The sequence below is a fragment of the Parapedobacter sp. genome, from assembly GCF_053550995.1.
This window is the reverse complement of record NZ_JBMQOC010000010.1, coordinates 1-20117: the sequence shown is the minus strand read 5'-3', so window position 1 is coordinate 20117 and position 20117 is coordinate 1. Positions and strand designations below refer to the sequence as shown.

Below are 20117 nucleotides of genomic sequence, written 5' to 3'. Positions count from 1 at the left end.
CCGTACACCCGTGGCGAACATCACGCCCGCAATGGCCGACTTGCTGTTGGCTCGTGCCAAGACTTCTATTGCCGCTTTGACCAAGCGCATCGACAATACCCGTAAACCGCAAAGCAAAACCTATAAGGCACGACTGAAAACGACGTTCGGTTCGGTAACCGAGCCGTTTACGTCACCCAATGTATTGGGCTACCTCGAAGGCACAGACCTTAAGGATGAAGTGCTGGTACTTACTGCCCATTACGATCACGAAGGTAACCAGAATGGCACGATATACTTCGGTGCAGACGACAACGGATCGGGTACCACAGGTATATTGGAACTTGCCCGCGCTTTCGCCAAAGCGAAAGCCGACGGCCACGGCCCACGGCGCAGCATCCTTTTCATGACGGTCACCGCCGAAGAAAAAGGGCTGCTGGGCTCTAACTACTACTCGCGCCACCCCGTATTTCCACTGGAAAACACCGTCGTTAACCTCAATACCGATATGATCGGCCGAGTTGACGACAAGCACCTCCGCGGCAACCATAACTATGTGCATGTGATCGGCTCGGACAAATTAAGCTCCGAATTGAAGGCAATCAATGAAGATGCCAATGCCGAGTACACACACATGGAACTGGATTATATGTATGACGATCCGAAAGACCCGATGCGTATCTACTATCGTTCGGACCAGTATAACTTTGCTAAGCATGGCATCCCGGTAATTTTCTACTTCAGTGGCCTGCATCCCGACTACCATACACCCGCAGATACTGTAGATAAGATTAATTTCGAACTGCTTGCCAAGCGCGCCCGCTTCGTTTTCCATACCGCATGGGAAATCGCCAACCGCGACAAACGGCTCGTGGTGGATTCCAATAAAGAATAATTTAACGAAATACTATGTTACCCCGTATCAATTTCACAGCAACACAAGCTTACAAATACCTCAGCAACCACTATGTGGACATTGCGCCGAAACATCTCACGGAGCTCTTCGCCGCAGACAACGACCGGTTTGCTAAGTTTTCGATCACATTTGGCGACATCTTGTTCGACTACTCCAAAAACCGCATGGATGATACGACCAAAGCACTGCTCCTCCAGCTGGCCCGCGAATGCCGGCTTGAAGATGCCATCAACGCGATGTTCGCCGGCGAGGCCATCAATGAGACAGAGGGCCGCGCTGTGCTCCACACCGCGTTGCGCTACCAAGGCGATGGATCCATACGGGTGGATGGAAAAGATGTAATGCCCGATGTGAAGGCTGTATTAAGTAAGATGCGTGGGTTTTCCGAGCGGATCATCGAGGGCGACTGGAAAGGCCATACCGGCAAGCCCATCACCGACGTGGTGAATATCGGTATCGGTGGCTCCGACCTCGGCCCCGTCATGGTAACCGAAGCCCTGAAGCCTTACAAAAACCACCTCAATATCCATTTTGTCTCCAACGTGGATGGTACCCATATCGCAGAAGCCCTTAAGAAACTAGACCCGGCCACCACATTGTTCCTCATTGCTTCCAAAACCTTCACCACCCAAGAGACCATGGCCAATGCGCACACCGCACGGCAGTGGCTGCTCGATAGCGGGGCGAACCCCGATGCCGTAGCCAAGCACTTCGTTGCCCTCTCTACCAATGCCAAAGCGGTAGCCGAATTCGGTATCGATACCCAGAACATGTTTGAGTTTTGGGATTGGGTAGGCGGCCGGTATTCATTATGGAGCGCCATCGGGCTTTCCATCGTACTTAGCATCGGTTATGGAAACTTTGAGCAATTGCTCCAAGGGGCAAGCGCCAGCGACAAGCATTTCCACGAGACGCCGTTTGAGGAGAACATTCCGGTCATCATGGCGCTTCTTGGCGTTTGGTATAACAATTTCTTCGACGCCGAAACTCAAGCGATCCTCCCCTATGACCAATACTTACATCGATTTGCGGCGTACTTCCAACAGGGCGATATGGAAAGTAATGGCAAGTACGTGGACCGTGAAGGTAATCCGGTAGAATACCAAACGGGCCCTATCATCTGGGGCGAGCCGGGCACCAACGGCCAGCATGCCTTTTACCAGCTCATCCACCAAGGCACCAAATTGATTCCCTGTGACTTTATCGCGCCTGCGCAAAGCCACAATCCCATTGGAGAGCACCATACGCTGCTACTGTCCAATTTCTTTGCGCAGACCGAAGCGCTGATGAATGGTAAGGATGAAGCGGAAGTAATTGCCGAACTAAAAGCAGCGGGCAAGCCGAACGAGGAAATCGCCCGGTTGAAAACCTTTAAAGTATTCGAAGGCAACCGGCCAAGCAACTCGTTCCTCCTGAAGAAGATCACCCCCTTTACGCTTGGGGCTCTGATAGCCCTCTATGAGCACAAGATTTTCGTGCAAGGCATCATCTGGAATATTTTCAGTTTCGACCAATGGGGCGTGGAACTCGGCAAACAGCTGGCTGGCAAGATTCTGCCCGAGCTTCGGAATGATGAACCGGTATCGGCCCACGACGCTTCGACCAACGGGCTGATCAACCATTATAAAGCGTGGCGCTGACCCGTTACCGGTTTTTTTTACAAACCGGATTTCTTGCACGGAATTTGTCGCTTGGTTAGTATGAGCGAACAACATTATTGGCGGATGATAATCGGTATATTGGGTGCGGCTGCCCTGCTAATTGGCGGTGCCTGCCAAGGGCCGGCATCATCTCAAGACGAGAACAGGGCACAGGGCGACACCGTACCACAGGGCACCGTAATTCCGGTGGTTGTGACCTCGTGTTATCTTTACACGCGCGAACAGGACTCTGTGCGCCTCAGCATCACGGTAGCAAACGACAGCGTTTCAGGCACACTACATTTCAAAAACTACCAGATAGATGGTAGCCAAGGAACGGTTGAAGGCCGGTTCCGTGGCGATACGCTGTTCGTTGTTTACGACTTCCAAGCCGAAGGCACCCACAACCGCACCGAGGAAGCATTCCTCAAACGGGGCGTTGATCTGATACGGGGATTTGGTGACCGACGACCAGTAGGGAACACGTACCGGTTTACAAATCGCGGTGCTATCGATTTCGAAGCGGGGCAGATCTTTCAACCGGTACCGTGTGATTAATGATTAATAACGGGTGTGCGGCCCCTGTTTAGGCCAGTGCGGCCAGCGCGTTATCGTAATTGGGCTCGTTGGTTACCTCCGCAACCTGCTCGGTATACTTTACGACACCATCTTCACCGATGACCACCACGGCGCGGCTCAAAAGACCTTCCAGTGGACCGTCCGTAAGTTTTAATTGATAGGCATCCGAAAAATTGCTATCCCTGAACTCCGATAAGGTTTCCACATTGCTGATGCCTTCCGCTGCGCAGAATCTTCCTTGTGCAAAAGGCAGGTCTCGCGAAATGCAGAGCACCACCGTGTTGTCTAAGCCTGCCGCTTTCTCATTGAATGCCCTCACCGAAGCCGCGCATGTACCTGTGTCAATGCTCGGGAAAACGTTGAGAATAACTTTTTTGCCTCGGTAATCACTCAACGACTTCGTGGATAGATCGCCGGCTATCAATTTAAAATCGGGGGCTTTGCTTCCTACACCCGGAAGCGCTCCCGCGGTATGTACTTCGGTACCTTTGAACGCTATTGTTGCCATATTTTTTGATTTTCCGTAATAATAGCAAATTCCAGCCGCGTTTGAAAGGCAAAACCCATTTGTTGACAGGTGGGTGATATAGAAGGACGCGAAGCGCCGTAAACATGGGTCATCCGGAAAACCTATGACAAACTGATTTCACCGTCTGATGGACGGTGAAATCAGCTGTTATTCATCTATGTTGTACACCCGGCTACATCAATCGCCGTAAACATAAATTTCGGCTATACTGGTAAATGGATCCCGATTACTGTCAGGCAACACCAATTTCAAGTAGCGACCAGATAACGTAGAAGATGAATTGCCTATTGATGTCTCTGCCATATCCCCTGAAGCAAATTGCGATTCTCCGATTTTTGTCCATGAAGATGCATCTGCATTAGGATCCGGGCTCACGAAGTACTGAATAGTTTTCGCGTCTGTATTCCCAGGCCGCCTATACGTATCTATTTTAACAATCTTCTTAGGCGAACCCATATCGATAATAGCCCAGTGCGGAAGGGGTTTATTTCCTCCATCCCATTGCGAATGCCAATAACTACCCAAATCACCATCAAGTAATGTGTTTTTACCGCCACCATCACTAGCCGTTTCATCTGATACTTCCAGGACACTCCATGTACTACGGTCGTATCTGTAAATCCCGTTATACTGTTCCCAATCTACGAAAAAGGTATCGATAGAAAATTCTTCCGGGATAAAAGCGGATGAGAATTGGAAATTTGTTCCCTCCTTAAAATCCGGACAGACAATACGCGCATCCTCGGGATTCAATCTTACGATATTGGTTTCGCCATTATTCGTCGTATATTTGATGTCCGTCCACATCAGTCGCTCCGTCGCACCGAACCACTCGATAATACCGCCACTTTCCGTTAATTCAAGGCTTTTCACCCTTCTATTCAACAACGAGCTTTGATAAAAATCGCCGTACGAGTTACCAAAGCCGGTGAGGTATAAGGAACTATGCCCGAAATTATCCCGTGTTTTTACTTCAAAGGTATAAGAACCTTCCGGCAGGTCGGGCACCTCCACATAAAAACTATCCAAACCGGCTGTTGGAGAAACGGAGGTAATCAAGGAGTCCGACATGGAATTCCAATAGAGGTCTACACTTTTCACGTTCGGCGCGTTTTTCAACCAAAATGCGAACTCAACACGTCCTTTACCGGCAATAAATTGTACGGAATCCACCTTGGGTGCGTAGATGACCTCTCCGTCTTTGACATATTCCTCATGGATATCCATAAAGCTTTCGCAGGACGTCACGAGAACGGCCAGGAAAAGCACAAATACATTATATGTCTCTTTCATTTTTTTGATTTTTATTCTTCTTGATTACTGTACTTCTCCAAACACATCGATCTCCGCAGGATGGGTGAATGTCGTTCCGCCCCATGTAGATAATATTTTTATCCGGATATAGCGTGCTGGCGGCAAATCCAGCGGGAATGCGAACTCATGTCCTTCTTGGGCCACCGTTTTATCTTCGTCACTATTATCAGATATGGGGAGCCCCGATGGTTTGATGATTTCGCAATCCATTACCTTGGTCCACCCGGTCCAATCGCCGTTTTGAGCGGGCCTGGTTGCCGAAACATAGACTTCAAATTCCTTCGGGTTTCCCCAATTGTAGTAAAGGCTGCTAAAAAACCGCTGAAACATCACGATCCGGCTCAGCTTCGCCTCCACGCCCAAGTCTATCGTAAAAGGTGCCGGAATGGAAGAGTTGGCGGAATGGCCAAAATTTTCCGTATTATCATCGATTAGAAAATTATCCGTCCCCTCCCAATTGGTGAAGCTAGCATCATTGCCAAGTTTCATGATAGACATATCGGTTTTCGGGATTTCCTCTTCAAATAGCGGAACAATCGTCTCCGTGATGGTATCCGAATAGTTTCCCCATTGGTCACTGAGTACGACCGCAAATTTTCTTGCCTCGGGCATAAATCCGCGTATCGATTGCTGCATCGACTCCGCCTCCGACGATGCTATCCGTCTGGTAACCATCTGGCCCACGGAGTCGGCTGCAAGAAAATCAAAGACAATCGGTGCCTTCAACTCATTTGCCCATTGAAATTGCGCTCCACCGAAGTCGTTGACAATCACCATGCTCTTCCTCACCTTACTCAGCGGAGACTCCAGGGGCGTAAACGTTACGGTCACCGGATCCGAGAGTTCCAAGGCCCGGTTGAATACATAAAGCTCTGCCGTATGCTCCGACATGTCATTAAACCCAACGATGGTTAATTTATTATCATAAAATGAGGATGACACCTCCTGCGTACTTCCATTGGTAATGGTGTAAACAGCCTTCACACCTAGGATATCCTCCGAGTTGGGTATACGATAGGTGACGATGGCCCCACCGGGGGTAGCTTCTACGGATACATCGGTGATCACACCGGGTTTTCCTAAGCTAGGGCTGGTTGGGTCCAAATTCTTCTCAGTACATGACCATAAAATCAACACCGAAAATAGAACTAAATTTATCCGTTTCATTATCCGTTTTCTTAATTCGTTAAAAAAATTACCATCCTGGGTTTTGAACCAAGAGCGGGTTATTGACCAGATCGTATTCCGGAATCGGGGCAAAATAATCCCTAAATGTAAACTTCTGTACGTACAGCGTTGTGACGGTATAATACTCGTTCACATCGCTGGCAGATACGTTCCAACCTTGGATCAGGCGGTTCTGGTCGCGCACGGCCGTTTTCCATCGATGACTATCCCAATAATAATGTCCTTCACAAGCCAATTCTATATTACGTTCCTGTTGGATGATTTGGCGCATGCCGGCTTTTGTAGTGGGTTTGCTCGGATTATTTGAATATTGTTGCCAACTTTCCACCACCCCTTCCAAACCGGCTCTTTCCCTAACCAAGTCTATATATTTGTAAACTTCGGCATCAGGGGCCGCCTTGCTTTCATTCAGCGCTTCGGCGTAGAAGAGATACAAATCAGCCAGACGCATATCCGGGAACGGGAATGTTTCATAGGAAACACTATTGGCATCCCTGAATTGCGTATTCATAGAGACTAATTTTTTAGGCCAATATCCGGTTGCATTGTAATCTCCCGGATTAAATACGGACGAAAACTCACCGAACCTATTTCGGGGGTACAACGCATCCAAGTCATTTTCAGGCTCATTGCGATACGAATTGCCCCACCATTTGCCACGGTCGAATCCTAACGTGGAATAGAAACGAGGCTCTCTGTCAAAGTTCAACGCCGCCGTCTGTTCACCCTTTTGTATGAGTCGTGCATGTTCGTCATCTCCAACACGTATATTATAACGGTTGGCATAATCATACTCGACATCTTCTTCGATAGGCACACCATTTTTAGAATAGAATGTTTCAACCGTAGCTAAACTCACACTCATCCTACCGCTCGAAGACGAAGATGTTCCTTGCTCGAACCGAGGCAAAGCAGGGGATTGCAAGCCCGAATTTACAGGATAAGAAGAGTTACCCCAAATCAATTCGACGTTCCAACGCTCGCTGACACTGCTGCGCAGGGTGTTTACAAGCCGGGTTGTATCCGATATCGGTTTAGACGTGATATAGTCTCCCACTTGGTAAAGGCGTATGCCCGCTTCTCCACATACGTCAATCGCTTCTTTACAAGCCGCTGCCGCCCTGTCCCATCGCGTTGCATCATAAACTTGATTGAAAAAAGGTTCGCCATTCTCGTCAAGGAAACTATTGTAGTCGGTATTTCCATTAAACAACGGACTGGCCCAATATACCAATGCTTTTGCCTTCAGCATATACGCCGCCGACTTAGTAAATCTCCCGAGTTCGGTTGAGGTGGCTTGAATAAACAGGGGGAGCGCATCGCTAGCAATCACTTCATCGATCAGCTCCAAGGTATAGGCAAAACAATCGTCTATTTTCTGGCGCGTAACCCGCACGCTGGTGGTGGATTCATTTACCGGAGGACTCTCTTTCAAAGGGGTTATTGGTCCATAAAATGTGATGAGATAAAAATGCATATAAGCTTTGATCAACTTTACTTCCGCAATCATCCGCTCTCTTTCATATGCGTTCAAATCTTGTACTTTGCCTACATTTTCCAGGAACGTATTACATTCCCTTATTCCGGCATATAAAGACCGGATCATATCACCTTTCCCACCCCAATAATCTATCCGATTAGATGTCGCACTATTTCTCCCGAGGCCAAATTGCATCCCCCCGGATGTTTGGCCCTCTTTATTGAAGCACATTTCCAATGCACCGAAAATCCCGGGGTTCTCATTCCAACCGGCGGATTTCGGCATTCCCCAATAACAGGTTGCCAAATATTGCTCGGTGGTATATCGGTCAGAAAAGGCATTATCCAAGGTTGCAATGTTGTCTGGTACCACATCCAGGTAATTGCAAGAGCAAATCGTTAGCAATATCACTAACGAGCCTATATATTTCTTCAACGTTGATTTCATATTACTTTCCATGCTTATTATAAATTTACGGTCAATCCGAGGTTGATTACACGTTGTACCGGATATCCCAATCCGTTTCCGGCCATTTCCGGATCCCACAATTTAAACCCGCTCCAAGACATCAAGTTGGTTCCACTGGCATAAAGCCGAAGATTTTGCACATAGAATCTCTTTGTCAATGTTTGAGGCAGGGTATACCCTATCTCCGCGGATTTCAAACGTAAAAAAGTCGCATCCTGCATAAACCACGTACTTTGTTGCCTGTTGTTCTCTATCTCATAGTTGGCAAGCCGTGGCCACAACGCATATACGTCTCTATTCTCGGCTGACCAATAACTATCGGCATAAGCCTGTATAATCGCATTATGGCCTATCAAACCATCATCGTCACCCAAGCCGGAGTTTCCGTCGAGAAACGGCGTTGTTCTCTTTAAATCAACCCAAAAGGACTGGCGCGCTGAACCTTGGAAGAAAAAAGACACGTCAAACGATTTATAGCCCATGGACAAACCGAACCCGTAGTTGATTTCCGGAGTGGTGGGAAAACCGATAGGAACTTTATCCAAATCGGTAATTTTCCCATCGGCATTGATATCTTTATACTTAATATCGCCTGCTTGGTAGGTACCGAATTGGGTGGGCGAATTTTCGACTTCTTCGTCGTCCACAAAGAGGCGTTCCGCCACAAATCCCCATTCCTGGCCCAAAGGTTGGCCGATTTTCGATAACCACGGGGTTGCCGAATAGTCCGGTTCTTCCCATTCTATGGCTTTACTTGTGGCATAGGTGAAGGTGCCCCGCCCCGTGAACCAAAGGTCCGGGTTCACAATCTTTTCATAGTTCAGCTCCATATCAACCCCTTGTCCTTCGGCTTTGCCCAAGTTGGCCTTTACATCAGGAATAATTCCCATGGTCGATGGGATAACACGATTCAACAGGATGTTTTCCCTTCTCTCCTTAAAAAACTCGATCGTTGTAGATAGACCGCCGACCGTAGAGGCCTCAAGTCCAATATTTGTTTTATAAGCCGTTTCCCAACCGATTCTGTCGTTGGCATATCTGGAGATGCTTATGCCTAATGGATTATGATTTAGTTGGGTTCCCCAGTTTACCAGTCGCCCCGCATTCATGTTCACTTCTGATAAATAGTAGAAGCGGTCATAGCCACTTCCAATACCGTCGTTACCCACTAATCCGTAAGTACCTTTGAGTTTTAATTGGCTAAATACATCGCTCATGGGTTCGAAGAAAGGCTCGTTGGACACCATCCAGGCAAAGCCGGCGGAGGGGAAGAATCCCCAACGGTTGTTCGCCGAAAAACGTTCAGATCCATTATATCCAAAATTAAACTCGGCAAAATACCGGGAGTCATAATTATAGGTCAAACGGCCGGAAACGCCCATATTCCGACTAGGCAATGATAGTTGCAGGTTGTCCGAAATACCTTGTTTTTGGCTTCTCATCGTATAAACCAACAATCCGCCCAAGTTGTGGACGTCACGGAAGGTTCTGTTGTAATCAACTGCGCTTTCCAAATAGAATACGGTGTTGATATATCGTTCACGGGGGATATAATTGATGTATTCGGTACCACTGGTGGGGTTCAACCGTTGCAATTCATAACTCTGATCCGTCAAATTGTAGGATTGCAAATCATAATAAAAAGGGAAATATTGCCGATCAACCGTGTATTCCGAATACCGATTCATGTTAAACAACGCCCGAAAGCTAAGCCCTTCCGTCAGCGAGGCCAAATCCTGCTTAAGTTCAAATTGCGTTAACGCCTGATTTTTACTATAATCCCGATAACCTTTCAAGGATTCTGCATATGGATTGATATACCCGGCATTCCCGTAGTTTCCGAACAAGATATGTTTGGCATAAGCAAACTGTGGATCAGGCTCGTAATAAGGCTTGAAAAGCACGGGATTAGCCTGCATTACCTTGTTATACATTTGCGTCCCCCCATCTATCGGGCCGGTATATTCATCAAACGTCACATTCAAACGAAGGATCAGTTCCGTCGTGTTGGTCACATTTACATTCACATTGGAACGGGCGGAATACTTTGTCAGGCTAATGTTGGAATTGAAATTATTCCGGTTGTCGACTTTCATGTTCCCGTTGTCTTGCGTAACGTTTGCGGCCACATAATATCTCGCTACCTTCCCCCCACCACTTAAACTTAGGTTGACGCGCTGGTTGGATATCACATCTTCAAACATCGCATCGTACCAATCGGTGGCAGGAAAGATATCCGGATAGAGCCCGCGCTCGGTCATAATAACTTTTTCCTGCGAATAGATAGGTATACCCAATGGATCGCGTGTTTTGATCGCCTCATTGTGCATACGCATAAAGGTTACCGGATCTGCAATGTCTATCCGCTGCGTCGGGGAGGAGAATGAATTTTCAGCCCTGACATTGATTTGGACTTTCCCTTCTTTCCCTTCCTTGGTTGTCACGGCAATAACCCCATTCGCTCCACGCGCTCCATACAGTGCCGTTGCCGTAGCATCCTTCATGATTGAAAAACTGGCTATATCGTCTGTGTTGAGACGAGCTAAATCTTCAGTTGTAAGCTCTACCCCATCAATAAGGATCAATGGATCTTTCTTTGCGTCCGCCCCAAAAGTGGTAATACCCCGTATAAAGAAACTGGCATTGTCCCTTCCCGGCTCCCCGCTCTGCTGATAGGATATCAAACCAGCCACGCGACCGGCAAAAGCAGTGGTCAGGTTACTGCTGGGTACTCTTAACTCACTCGGTTTGACAGTCGTAATCGAACCTAAAACACTTTCCTTTTTTTGCTTACCAAAAGCAACAATCGTTACTTCGTCCAATTCGCTCGCCTGGAATTTGAGCACAATATTCAGCTCTTTTTGTCCAGTATAGACTACTTCTTCTGGAACCATTCCGAGGAATGTGGCCACCAAGACCGTATTGAGTGGAATATCGTCCAACACGAAATCACCGGACTCATCGGTCATCACCCCGCGGGTACTTCCTTTAATCGAGATCGTTGCTCCAGCGACAACGTCTCCTCCTTCATCGGTTACTTTGCCTTTTACCCGTTGTTGATTCTGTTGTTGATTTTGTTGATAAAACACGCCAGCTCTTACATGAATAGCCGGCGAAACTAAAAAGGCAAAAAATAAAAACAAGGCTAGCCAAATCGAATAGGCTGTTGTTCGTTTTCTCATACGATACTTCTCCATAAATTTAGTTAATTGACTGGTTGTTATATAATTAAATAGCTTTAATATAGTCATTAAGTGGCACGGAATAGGTCGTCCCACCTCCAAAACACTAATTGGTTAGACAATCTAAATCAAAAAAAGCGATTAAGACAAATGATGTTTAGTCAATGGTCAATGGTAATTATCAATCATCCAGATTCATCTAAAAGGTTAACAATAAAAGGTTAATCATCTATTTAAGCCCTCCACGCTATGTTACATTAAGTGTGCAACGCACGTTATTGGTCAAAAGCGAATGTATGGATAATTTATTGAATTGCAAAAAAATGTGCAATTAATTGCGATTTCAAAAAAACACTCCGGCAACCGCACTTAAAAATATGGATGATTAATCGTCCTTGCGAACAAGCGCAAGCTGGTGTCATCGTAAAACAAAAGGCTTTCCGTTTCATCACAAGTTATCAACGGATTTTCCATACCTTTAGCCAGCCGAAGACATATAAAAATATGCGTGTTCGCCCATGATGATTCCGTAACACTTGAAACCGTCATGATGTTAAAAAAACACACACAGGGGAATGAATAAAAAATCTTCATTACGACAATGATCGGTGGTGTATTGGTTATATTAGTCATCATCGGCATAGCCATCATCGCTTGGGGTGCCTTTCGCATCCAAGCGAACTTTTTCCTCAAAGCCATACATAAAGGCAACGCCGAAGGCCAACGGATTGCCCTCACTTTCGACGACGGCCCCCATCCGGTTTATACGCCACGGGTATTGGAATTGCTGAGCCGTCACAATGCGAAAGCCACCTTTTTCTGTATCGGGAAAAACGTGATAAAGCACCCTGATATCGTGAAGCAAATCCATGACGCGGGTCACACCGTGGGCAACCACTCGTTTTCCCATGCTCCTACCATCGATTTCCATGGTAAAAGGGGTTGGTTGGGCGAGTTGCAGCAAACCGACACGGCTATCGAGCTGGCCATCCACCGCAGACCAAGGTTTTTCCGGCCGCCCTATGGTGTAACCACGCCGCACCTTGCCAACGCTATCCACATAAGCGGCCACCGGGTGATCGGCTGGCGCGTGCGCCCCTACGACACCTTGAAACGACGCTCACCGGTCCGCATCGTCCGTACCATACTTCGAAATATGGCGCCCGGAGATATAATCTTATTACACGATACGCACGACCGGATTGTACCGGTTTTGGAACAGTTGTTGCCCCAACTCCGCCAGCGCGGCTACCCATTGGTTACCGTGGCTCAATTAATCGATCAGGATGCATATGCTCAAACATAACATACTCGCCTTGACCCTGTTGCTGTGCTGCACCGCCGGCTTTGCCCAACGCGAGGCACTCAGCGTAGAAGAATCAACCGCACTGAAAGCAAAAGTAACCGCCAGCACCAAAAGCCTGCGATCGCTGCAAAGCGACTTTATCCAAACCAAGCAGGTCAGTTACATGGACAAGGCCATCCGCTCCACGGGAAAGCTATCTTTCAAAGCACCGGGCAAAATACGGTGGGAATATGAATCACCTACCAACTATGCGATCATTTTCGATGGCCAAACGATGCATACCATAGAAAGCGGCCGCACCAAAACAACGAAGCTAGCCGCCAACCGGCGGATGAAAGGGTTGAACGACCTCTTGGTAGGTTCCCTACAGGGCAGCGATATACTCGACGAAAGTCGCTTCGACATCGCCTATTACCGCGACAAATCCAATTATGTAGCCGTATTGGTACCGAAAGACAAAGGCCTTAGCAGATATATCCAACAAGTGGAACTGGTTTTCGACGGCACCAGCCTGCTGCTTAACCAGGTTACGCTTACCGACCCGGCGGGGGACAGCACGAAACTTGCCTTCACCAACCACCGGAAAAACGCATCAGTACCAGACGCAACGTTCCAACCTTAACGACGTCGTCCAACCCTCAAATAACCACCGGTTATGCCAAGCCCAGCAGGCGCCGGTTACTGGCTTCGTCGGCTTCACCGCCGGCAAAATCATCGAATGTCTTCTCCGTAACACGGATGATGTGGTCATTGATGAATACCGAACCTTCGCGGGCACCGTCCTCGGGATGCTTCAGTGCACATTCCCACTCCATCACGGCCCAACCTTTGAAGTCGTAAGCCGTCAGCTTGCTGAATATCGCTTTGAAATCAACCTGACCGTCGCCCAATGAACGGAATCGCCCGGCACGTTCCACCCAACCGGAGTAACCACCGTATACGCCCTGTTTTCCCGTGGGATTGAACTCGGCATCTTTCACATGGAACGCCTTGATACGTTCGTGGTAATGGTCGATATATGCGAGGTAATCCAGGCATTGCAACACGAAATGCGAGGGATCATATAACAAACAGGCCCTCGGGTGATTATCTACCTTTTCGAGGAACCGCTCATAGCTTACCCCGTCGTGCAGGTCTTCCCCCGGGTGAATTTCATAGCATACATCCACGCCTTGCTCATCAAACGCATCCAATATGGGCCGCCAGCGCTTAGCTAGTTCGGTAAAGCCGGTATCCACCAGCCCTTGTGGGCGCTGCGGCCACGGGTACACCGTTTGCCATAATAACGCGCCGCTGAAGGTAGCATGGGCATTCAGACCGAGGTTGGCCGAGGCCTTAGCGGCGTATTTCAATTGCTGCACGGCCCATTCGGTACGCGCCTTGGGATTATGGTGGTATTGCGCGGGTGCAAAACCGTCGAACTGATCGTCGTATGCGGGGTGCACCGCTACGAGCTGCCCTTGCAGATGCGTAGACAATTCTGTTATCTCCAGGCCGATCTCATTGACCAACCCCTTAATCTCATCGGCGTAAGTCTTGCTCTCCGCCGCCTTTTGCAGGTCGAAGTAGTCCGTAGCCCACGTAGGTATCTGCACACCTTTAAATCCTAAATCCTTCGCCCAGCGACAAATGGATTCGAGCGAATTGAATGGTTGCTGATCACCCAAAAACTGGGCAAGGAAAATACCGGGACCTTTAATTGTTTGCATAATTACTTTGAGTTTAAAAAATTAATCGATTCATTTTTATCGCGGATCACACCACCCTACACCGTAAAGGGAGTCCACTTTTCAGTGCTTTCGTTGCTACGCAGTACATTGTCGAGGAAAGCCATTCCACGCACGCCATCGGCAACCGAAGGGAAATCTGCTCCTTCGTTGCCTTTGCCGCCACGGCGTGCGCGCCATGCGCTGGCAAAACTACGGTACAAATTTGCAAAAGCCTCGAGGTAACCCTCCGGATGCCCCACGGGGGTACGGCAAAAAGCACGTGCCTCCGGCGAAATGGCGGCATTGCCCCCCGCACGGTATAGCTGGGTGGGTTCGTCCAGCCATTTCACCGTTAGCGTATTAGGTTCCTGCTGGTTCCATTCGAGTCCGCCATGCTCGCCATAGATACGCACTTTCAAGGCATTCTCCTCGCCGGCCGCTACTTGCGAGGCCATCAGCACACCGCTGGCACCATTATCAAACTGCAAGAGGATATTCCCATCGTCTTCCAACCGGCGTCCTTCCACAAATGTGTACAACGAGGCACACAACTGGGTGGTGCGCAAGCCGGAAATAAACTCCGCAAGGTGCAGCGCGTGGGTACCGATATCGCCCATGCAGCCACTCTTGCCCGACTTGCTCGGGTCGGTACGCCACGCCGCTTGCTTATCGCCCGATTGTTCCGATGGCCTGCTGAGCCACCCCTGCGGATACTCCACATAGACCTTGCGGAGTTTACCGAACACGCCATCGCGTACCAGCTTACGAGCCTGCCGCACCATCGGATAACCGACATAAGTATGTGTAAGCAAAAAGAGCAGTCCAGTCTCTTCTACTTTCTGTTGCAATTGTTTGGCTTCCTGCAGGTCGAGGGTCATCGGTTTGTCCAGTACCACGTGGAAACCGTTTTCCAGTGCGAGCATAGCCGGTTCGAAATGCACATGGTTGGGCGTAACAATACTGACGAAATCCATACGTTCGCCTTCCGGAAGTTCGCGCTCGGCTGCTATCATTTCGTGATAGCTCCCATACACACGGTTGGCAGGAAGATAGAGTGATTCGCCGCTCTCCTTTGAACGCGCCGGGTTTGAACTGAATGCGCCGCACACCAATTCGATCTGACCATCCATCGCCGCCGCGATGCGGTGGATTTCACCGATGAAGGCCCCCTTGCCGCCGCCTACCATCCCCATCCTGAGTTTACGATTGATTGGATTACTGACCATAATTATGCTGATTTTGTTGTAAATGATTCATTGCTATCGTTGGCATTATCCACAAAAATAACATTAATGTAAAGAATCGCGCATATTGCTACAAAGATTTTGCAACGGCCACCGCCGAAGCCTCAAATGTGTTAAAAATGGTTAAATTCATCGGGCATTGGCCATGAATGTGTATTTTAGCCACTTGTATAGTTAGGTTGCGCGCGTTGCATGGAAAAGCTAATGTTCAGGGTGTTTGTATGGTCAATTTTGATGCTCACCTCGTTGCTTTCGGCTTGCAACCATGAAAAACCAAAGCCAGTGGCACGATCATTTGATCAATTTCTTTACCCTGATGACCTGAAAGGTATTGTTCCCGCTGGTGTAACCGGCGATGACAGCACGCAATTGGTACGTGCCTATATTGAACAATGGCTACGCCAGCAGGCGCTGCTCTACCACGCCCAACGGAATGTCAACATCAATACCGAGCAGCTCAACAAACAGGTTGAAACCTATAAGAATGGTCTCATCGTATATGCATATGAACAAGCTTTGGTGGGCCAGAAACTGGACACCGTGGTGACGGACGATGAAGTCAGGCAGTATTACGATGACCGGCCGGAGCTCTTCACCTTACAACAGCCTATCTTCAAACGTTCCTATATCCGACTGCGTACCGATGCTCCCGAACTAGAGCGGGTAAAGCGGCTCTTGGTTTCGCCCGACTTTGAAGCGCAGGACCTGCTGACCAAATATTGCGCTATGTATGCATCAGACTATGCGCTGCTTGATACCTCGTGGCACTATGCCGCGGACGTGGTGAAGGAAATTCCGCTTGGACGGATCGATGAGGCAGATTACGGGCAGACGGGGCGAATTTTTGAAATAATTGAAAATAATGAATTATATCTGATAATTTTGCACGACTCGAAATTGAGGGATGAACGGTCGCCATTACCATTGGTGCACGGACAGGTTCGCAATTTAATTTTGAACAAACGTAAGATTGATCTTATTGATCACATGCAGCGGAGCATCGTAGCCGACGCCCGCGAGAAGAACAACATTGAAATATACAATTAAATGAGTAGATATAGCTGCATTTTCCTGGTTTTAGCATCCATCGGTACATCCCACTGGGCTTCGGCCCAAGAACCCCAGGTCATTGACCGGGTGGCCGCAGTGGTTGGGTCCAATATCATCCTTGAATCGGAAATCGAAATGCAATATGCCCAGCACTTAGCCCAGGGCAATAAGGCCAACGAAGACATCAAATGCTACATCCTGCAACAACAGCTTACTCAGAAATTGCTTGCCCAACAGGCGGCTATCGACTCGATCGAAGTAAGTGAAAGCGAGGTGGACGACAATATCAACGCCCGCCTAAGGTACATGTCGAGCCAGGCAGGCGGACAGGAACGCCTCGAGCAATTCCTCAACCGTTCATTGCTCCAATATAAGGAGGAAATGCGCCCCAGTGTGTACGAACAACTGAAGGCCAACAAAATGCAGCAAAATATTGTATCGGGCATTGATGTAACTCCGTTAGAAGTGCGACGGTATTTCGAGTCGTTAGGCACCGACAGCCTCCCCTATTTCAACACCGAGGTAGAGGTAGGTGAGCTGGTCGTGTTCCCCCAACTCACGCGCGAGGAAAAGCAGCAGTTCCGTGACCGTGCCGAGGAGCTCCGCCAGCAGGTGGTGGACGGGTCCGACTTTGCGACGATAGCGCGGTTATATTCTCAAGATAAAGGCTCCGCACCATATGGTGGCGACCTCGGCTTCCATACACGGGATATGATGGTTAAAGAATATTCTGCGGTATCTTTCCGGATGAAACCCGGGGAGGTTTCGCCGGTATTCGAGTCCGAACATGGCTTCCATTTCCTCGAGGTGCTGGAGCGCCGGGGGGAAGAGGTGCATACGCGGCATATCCTTATTCAAATTAAACCCACCCCCGCGAGTTTGCAGCGAGCCGAAGCGCATATCGACAGTATCTATGAAAAAGTGGTGAACGATAAACTCGATTTTTATAGCGCTGCCACGGAGTATTCCGACAACAAAGAGACCAAATATAACGGCGGTATGCTGCTCAACTTGGAAAACCAGCAGAGCCGTACAACGCTCATTCCGGCAGACAAGCTGGATGCCAACATCTTCACGGCCATAGACACACTTCAGCCTGGTGAATATTCAAGGCCCGCACAATTTACAGACCGTACCACCGGAAAAACGGGATACCGGTTTACGTACTTGAAGTCGCGGACGCCACCCCACCAAGCCAACCTTGATATGGATTTTGCGAAAATCAAGGAAGCGGCCCTACAGGATAAGATTAACCGTGAACTCAGTAAATGGTTCGAAAGCCGCCGCGAAACAACTTTTATCAACATCAACGAAGCATATCACGATTGCGATGATTTGAAGATTTGGCTGAAGGATAGCGAGGCTGCAGTGGCGAAGCTGTAAGTGGCTTTTTTGCTGTTTGCTATTTGCTATTTGTTATGTGTCGTTTGCCGTTTGCTGTTTGCTTAAGGTATAAAACGAACGCACAGCGACTTACGCCTCAAATAACATCTCTATAATAACCCGCCATTGAAAGTCAGGCTGCAACTGCCATATCCGCACGTAATTACATTTCAGCGTTTCTGAGGAAGCCGTCGCTATGGAAGCTTCACCGTAAGAATAAGCAAGCTCGCCGCTATAGGATCGACTAGCCACCAATGATTTCGCCTGCACGGCCAGATCTTGTTCCTTTACGAAATCGAGGATAGCTGATTTACCGATAATAGGGGTTTTCCATGGGAAATAAAGCCGTGCATCTTCCGCCAAAAACTCACCGTAAGCTATGGCGGCGTCTGTTTTCAATACGGTAGAAAGCAGTTGGTCGTTGCTCATCACGATTTCCTTCCGCTGTTGTATCCGTTCCTTGGTTTTAAACCGGGTATAATCCTTTTTGTCAGGTTCTACGTAGTGCAGATCGGGTTCGTTGTTACCACCTTTGTGTTCAATCTGGGCGCGGAGGTCGATTTTCCAATTGCCTTTGCGATCGCGCCGCCAAACGGTAAGGTACTCGCCATACCGTTTGACCGCTCCGATACGTTGGAAGGAAAGCGTACCGGCCGTTACGCCCCATTCCATGCTTTTGGCAATAGCTGCAAAGGTTGGCCGCCACGTCATCACGTCGGGAATATTCGGCCGGTTCTCCAAGTACGCCAACGCATCGGTCGGCGATGGGGTGAAAAACGTGGAATTCCGGTCCACAACAGACATAAAAGCAGCATATGGCCCCTGCGTTTCGGATAGCCGCGCCGCGGTCCGGTCGGCCATCAACAAGCTGCCCACTTTCCCCAAAACCTGCGCTGCTACCGAATGGGCGGTAACAACAAACAAAACAATGAAACCAATCCTATTCATAACGGCCATTCGCTCAACCATTCAAATCTTATTCCAAAGTGTACCTTCCTTGCTGTCTTTGAGCTGGACACCCATCGTGTTCAAGCCTTCACGTATCCGATCTGATAGGGCATAATCTTTATGTTGTTTCGCGTCGTTGCGAAGACCGATAACAACATCCATCAGCCTTTCGAAATCATCAGATCCGGTATGGTCATCAACCAAACCCAGCACATCATGAACGAAATCCTGCATCAACATTTTGAGTGCGGTTAATGTGGACTCATCGATGGCCAGTTTGCCATCATATACGCTATTGACGATGCGCACCGCTTCGAACAGTTCGGCAATCAGCACCGGGCTATTGAAATCATCGCCCATTGCCGCATAACAACGCTGCTTCAACCCGTCGATAGGCACATCGGCCTTTTTCGCTGTCGCTTTCAGCTTAGGTAATAGCGCCATGGCATTCATGAGCCTTTTATAACCTTTGTCTGCCGCATCCAAGGCTTCATTGGAGAAGTCGAGTGTACTCCGGTAATGCGCTTGTAACATAAAAAAGCGAACAGCCATGGGTGAGTATCCACGTTTCAACAACGGATGGCTACCACTGAAAAGTTCCTGTGGCAGGAAACCGTTACCGGCAGACTTGGACATGCGTGTACCGTTAACTGTCAACATATTGGTGTGCATCCAATAGGTCGCCGGCTGGGTATGGTTGCACGCTTGCGACTGGGCAATTTCGTTGGTATGGTGCGTGGCGGCCAAGTCCATCCCACCGCCGTGGATATCGAACCGATCACCCAGGTATTTATTGCTCATCGCCGAACATTCGATGTGCCAACCCGGGAAGCCAACGCCCCAAGGCGAAGGCCAACGCATAATGTGTTCCGGTTTAGCTTTGATCCAAAGGGCAAAATCAAGTCGGCCGCGCTTTTCGTCCTGGCCATTGAGCTGCCGGGTATTGTTGAGCATGTCGTCGAGTTTGCGATTGGTCAAGATGGTGTAATCGTATGTTTTGACATACTTTTCGACATCAAAATACACCGTTCCGTTCACCTCGTAAGCATAGCCTTGGTTCATGATTTCATTCACCATCTCAATCTGCTCGGAAATATGGCCCGTGGCCGTAGGCTCGATGCTAGGAGGCAGCGTATTGAACAGCCGTAGCACCTCATGGAATCCCAGCGTGTACTTCTGCACAATCTCCATGGGCTCCAACT

General features: G+C 48.7%; 16 protein-coding genes. 7 read left to right on the top strand and 9 right to left on the bottom strand.

Annotated elements, in window-relative coordinates; all coding sequences use genetic code 11:
- From ACO1NT_RS01110 to ACO1NT_RS01100, 3 genes are all read left to right on the top strand, one after another.
- Positions 1-874 (top strand): M28 family peptidase (locus ACO1NT_RS01110; protein WP_449046496.1); only part of this gene is annotated, 874 nt, incomplete at its 5' end.
- 14 nt (positions 875-888) lie between these two features.
- Positions 889-2535 (top strand): glucose-6-phosphate isomerase, encoded by a 1647-nt coding sequence (pgi, locus tag ACO1NT_RS01105; protein WP_449046495.1) that lies wholly within the window; start codon positions 889-891, stop codon positions 2533-2535.
- A gap of 60 nt (positions 2536-2595) precedes the next feature.
- Positions 2596-3093: a hypothetical protein gene (locus ACO1NT_RS01100; RefSeq protein WP_449046494.1), complete on the top strand. Its 498-nt coding sequence runs from the start codon at positions 2596-2598 to the stop codon at positions 3091-3093.
- A gap of 28 nt (positions 3094-3121) precedes the next feature.
- Here ACO1NT_RS01100 and tpx read toward each other — a convergent pair whose 3' ends face one another.
- The 5 genes from tpx to ACO1NT_RS01075 all read right to left on the bottom strand — a co-directional run bounded on the left by tpx (position 3122) and on the right by ACO1NT_RS01075 (position 11275).
- The gene (gene tpx, locus ACO1NT_RS01095; RefSeq protein WP_449046493.1) at positions 3122-3622 is read right to left on the bottom strand and encodes a thiol peroxidase; all 501 of its coding nucleotides are present in this window, start codon (positions 3620-3622) and stop codon (positions 3122-3124) included.
- Positions 3623-3820: 198 nt separating this feature from the next.
- Positions 3821-4936, bottom strand: coding sequence for a DUF4998 domain-containing protein (locus ACO1NT_RS01090; RefSeq protein ID WP_449046492.1), 1116 nt, complete (start codon positions 4934-4936; stop codon positions 3821-3823).
- Positions 4937-4960: 24 nt separating this feature from the next.
- Complete coding sequence (locus ACO1NT_RS01085; RefSeq protein WP_449046490.1) at positions 4961-6124, bottom strand: DUF5000 domain-containing lipoprotein; 1164 nt, start codon at positions 6122-6124, stop codon at positions 4961-4963.
- A 28-nt stretch (positions 6125-6152) separates the two neighbouring features.
- Positions 6153-8072 carry a RagB/SusD family nutrient uptake outer membrane protein gene (locus ACO1NT_RS01080; protein ID WP_449046488.1) on the bottom strand — a complete coding sequence of 640 codons (1920 nt, stop codon included), beginning with the start codon at positions 8070-8072 and terminating at the stop codon, positions 6153-6155.
- A gap of 17 nt (positions 8073-8089) precedes the next feature.
- A complete protein-coding gene (locus tag ACO1NT_RS01075; protein WP_449046487.1) occupies positions 8090-11275 on the bottom strand; it encodes a SusC/RagA family TonB-linked outer membrane protein in 3186 nt (1061 codons plus the stop codon).
- 601 nt (positions 11276-11876) lie between these two features.
- Between ACO1NT_RS01075 and ACO1NT_RS01070 the strand changes: the two genes are divergently transcribed.
- Both ACO1NT_RS01070 and ACO1NT_RS01065 read left to right on the top strand, forming a co-directional pair.
- Positions 11877-12581 (top strand): polysaccharide deacetylase family protein, encoded by a 705-nt coding sequence (locus ACO1NT_RS01070; protein ID WP_449046486.1) that lies wholly within the window; start codon positions 11877-11879, stop codon positions 12579-12581.
- Positions 12568-13203 (top strand): outer membrane lipoprotein carrier protein LolA, encoded by a 636-nt coding sequence (locus tag ACO1NT_RS01065; protein ID WP_449046485.1) that lies wholly within the window; start codon positions 12568-12570, stop codon positions 13201-13203. The genes ACO1NT_RS01070 and ACO1NT_RS01065 overlap by 14 nt, the downstream gene beginning before the upstream one ends.
- Positions 13204-13234: 31 nt before the next feature.
- Here ACO1NT_RS01065 and ACO1NT_RS01060 read toward each other — a convergent pair whose 3' ends face one another.
- Both ACO1NT_RS01060 and ACO1NT_RS01055 read right to left on the bottom strand, forming a co-directional pair.
- On the bottom strand, positions 13235-14290 hold the full coding sequence (locus ACO1NT_RS01060) for a sugar phosphate isomerase/epimerase family protein (RefSeq protein ID WP_449046483.1): 1056 nt from the start codon (positions 14288-14290) through the stop codon (positions 13235-13237).
- Between the two features lie 56 nt (positions 14291-14346).
- Entirely contained in the window at positions 14347-15516 is a 1170-nt protein-coding gene (locus tag ACO1NT_RS01055) for a Gfo/Idh/MocA family protein (RefSeq protein ID WP_449046482.1), read from the bottom strand.
- Positions 15517-15816: 300 nt separating this feature from the next.
- Between ACO1NT_RS01055 and ACO1NT_RS01050 the strand changes: the two genes are divergently transcribed.
- Together ACO1NT_RS01050 and ACO1NT_RS01045 are read left to right on the top strand one after the other, a co-directional pair.
- Complete coding sequence (locus tag ACO1NT_RS01050; RefSeq protein ID WP_449046481.1) at positions 15817-16581, top strand: peptidylprolyl isomerase; 765 nt, start codon at positions 15817-15819, stop codon at positions 16579-16581.
- Complete coding sequence (locus ACO1NT_RS01045) at positions 16582-17967, top strand: peptidylprolyl isomerase (RefSeq protein ID WP_449046480.1); 1386 nt, start codon at positions 16582-16584, stop codon at positions 17965-17967.
- Between the two features lie 90 nt (positions 17968-18057).
- On the opposite strand, the gene ACO1NT_RS01040 is transcribed toward ACO1NT_RS01045, so the two are convergent.
- Both ACO1NT_RS01040 and ACO1NT_RS01035 read right to left on the bottom strand, forming a co-directional pair.
- A complete protein-coding gene (locus tag ACO1NT_RS01040) occupies positions 18058-18915 on the bottom strand; it encodes a DUF4440 domain-containing protein (protein ID WP_449046479.1) in 858 nt (285 codons plus the stop codon).
- A gap of 21 nt (positions 18916-18936) precedes the next feature.
- Positions 18937-20117, bottom strand: a 1181-nt coding sequence (locus ACO1NT_RS01035) for a cysteine--tRNA ligase (protein ID WP_449046478.1), incomplete at its 5' end; no start/stop codon positions are given.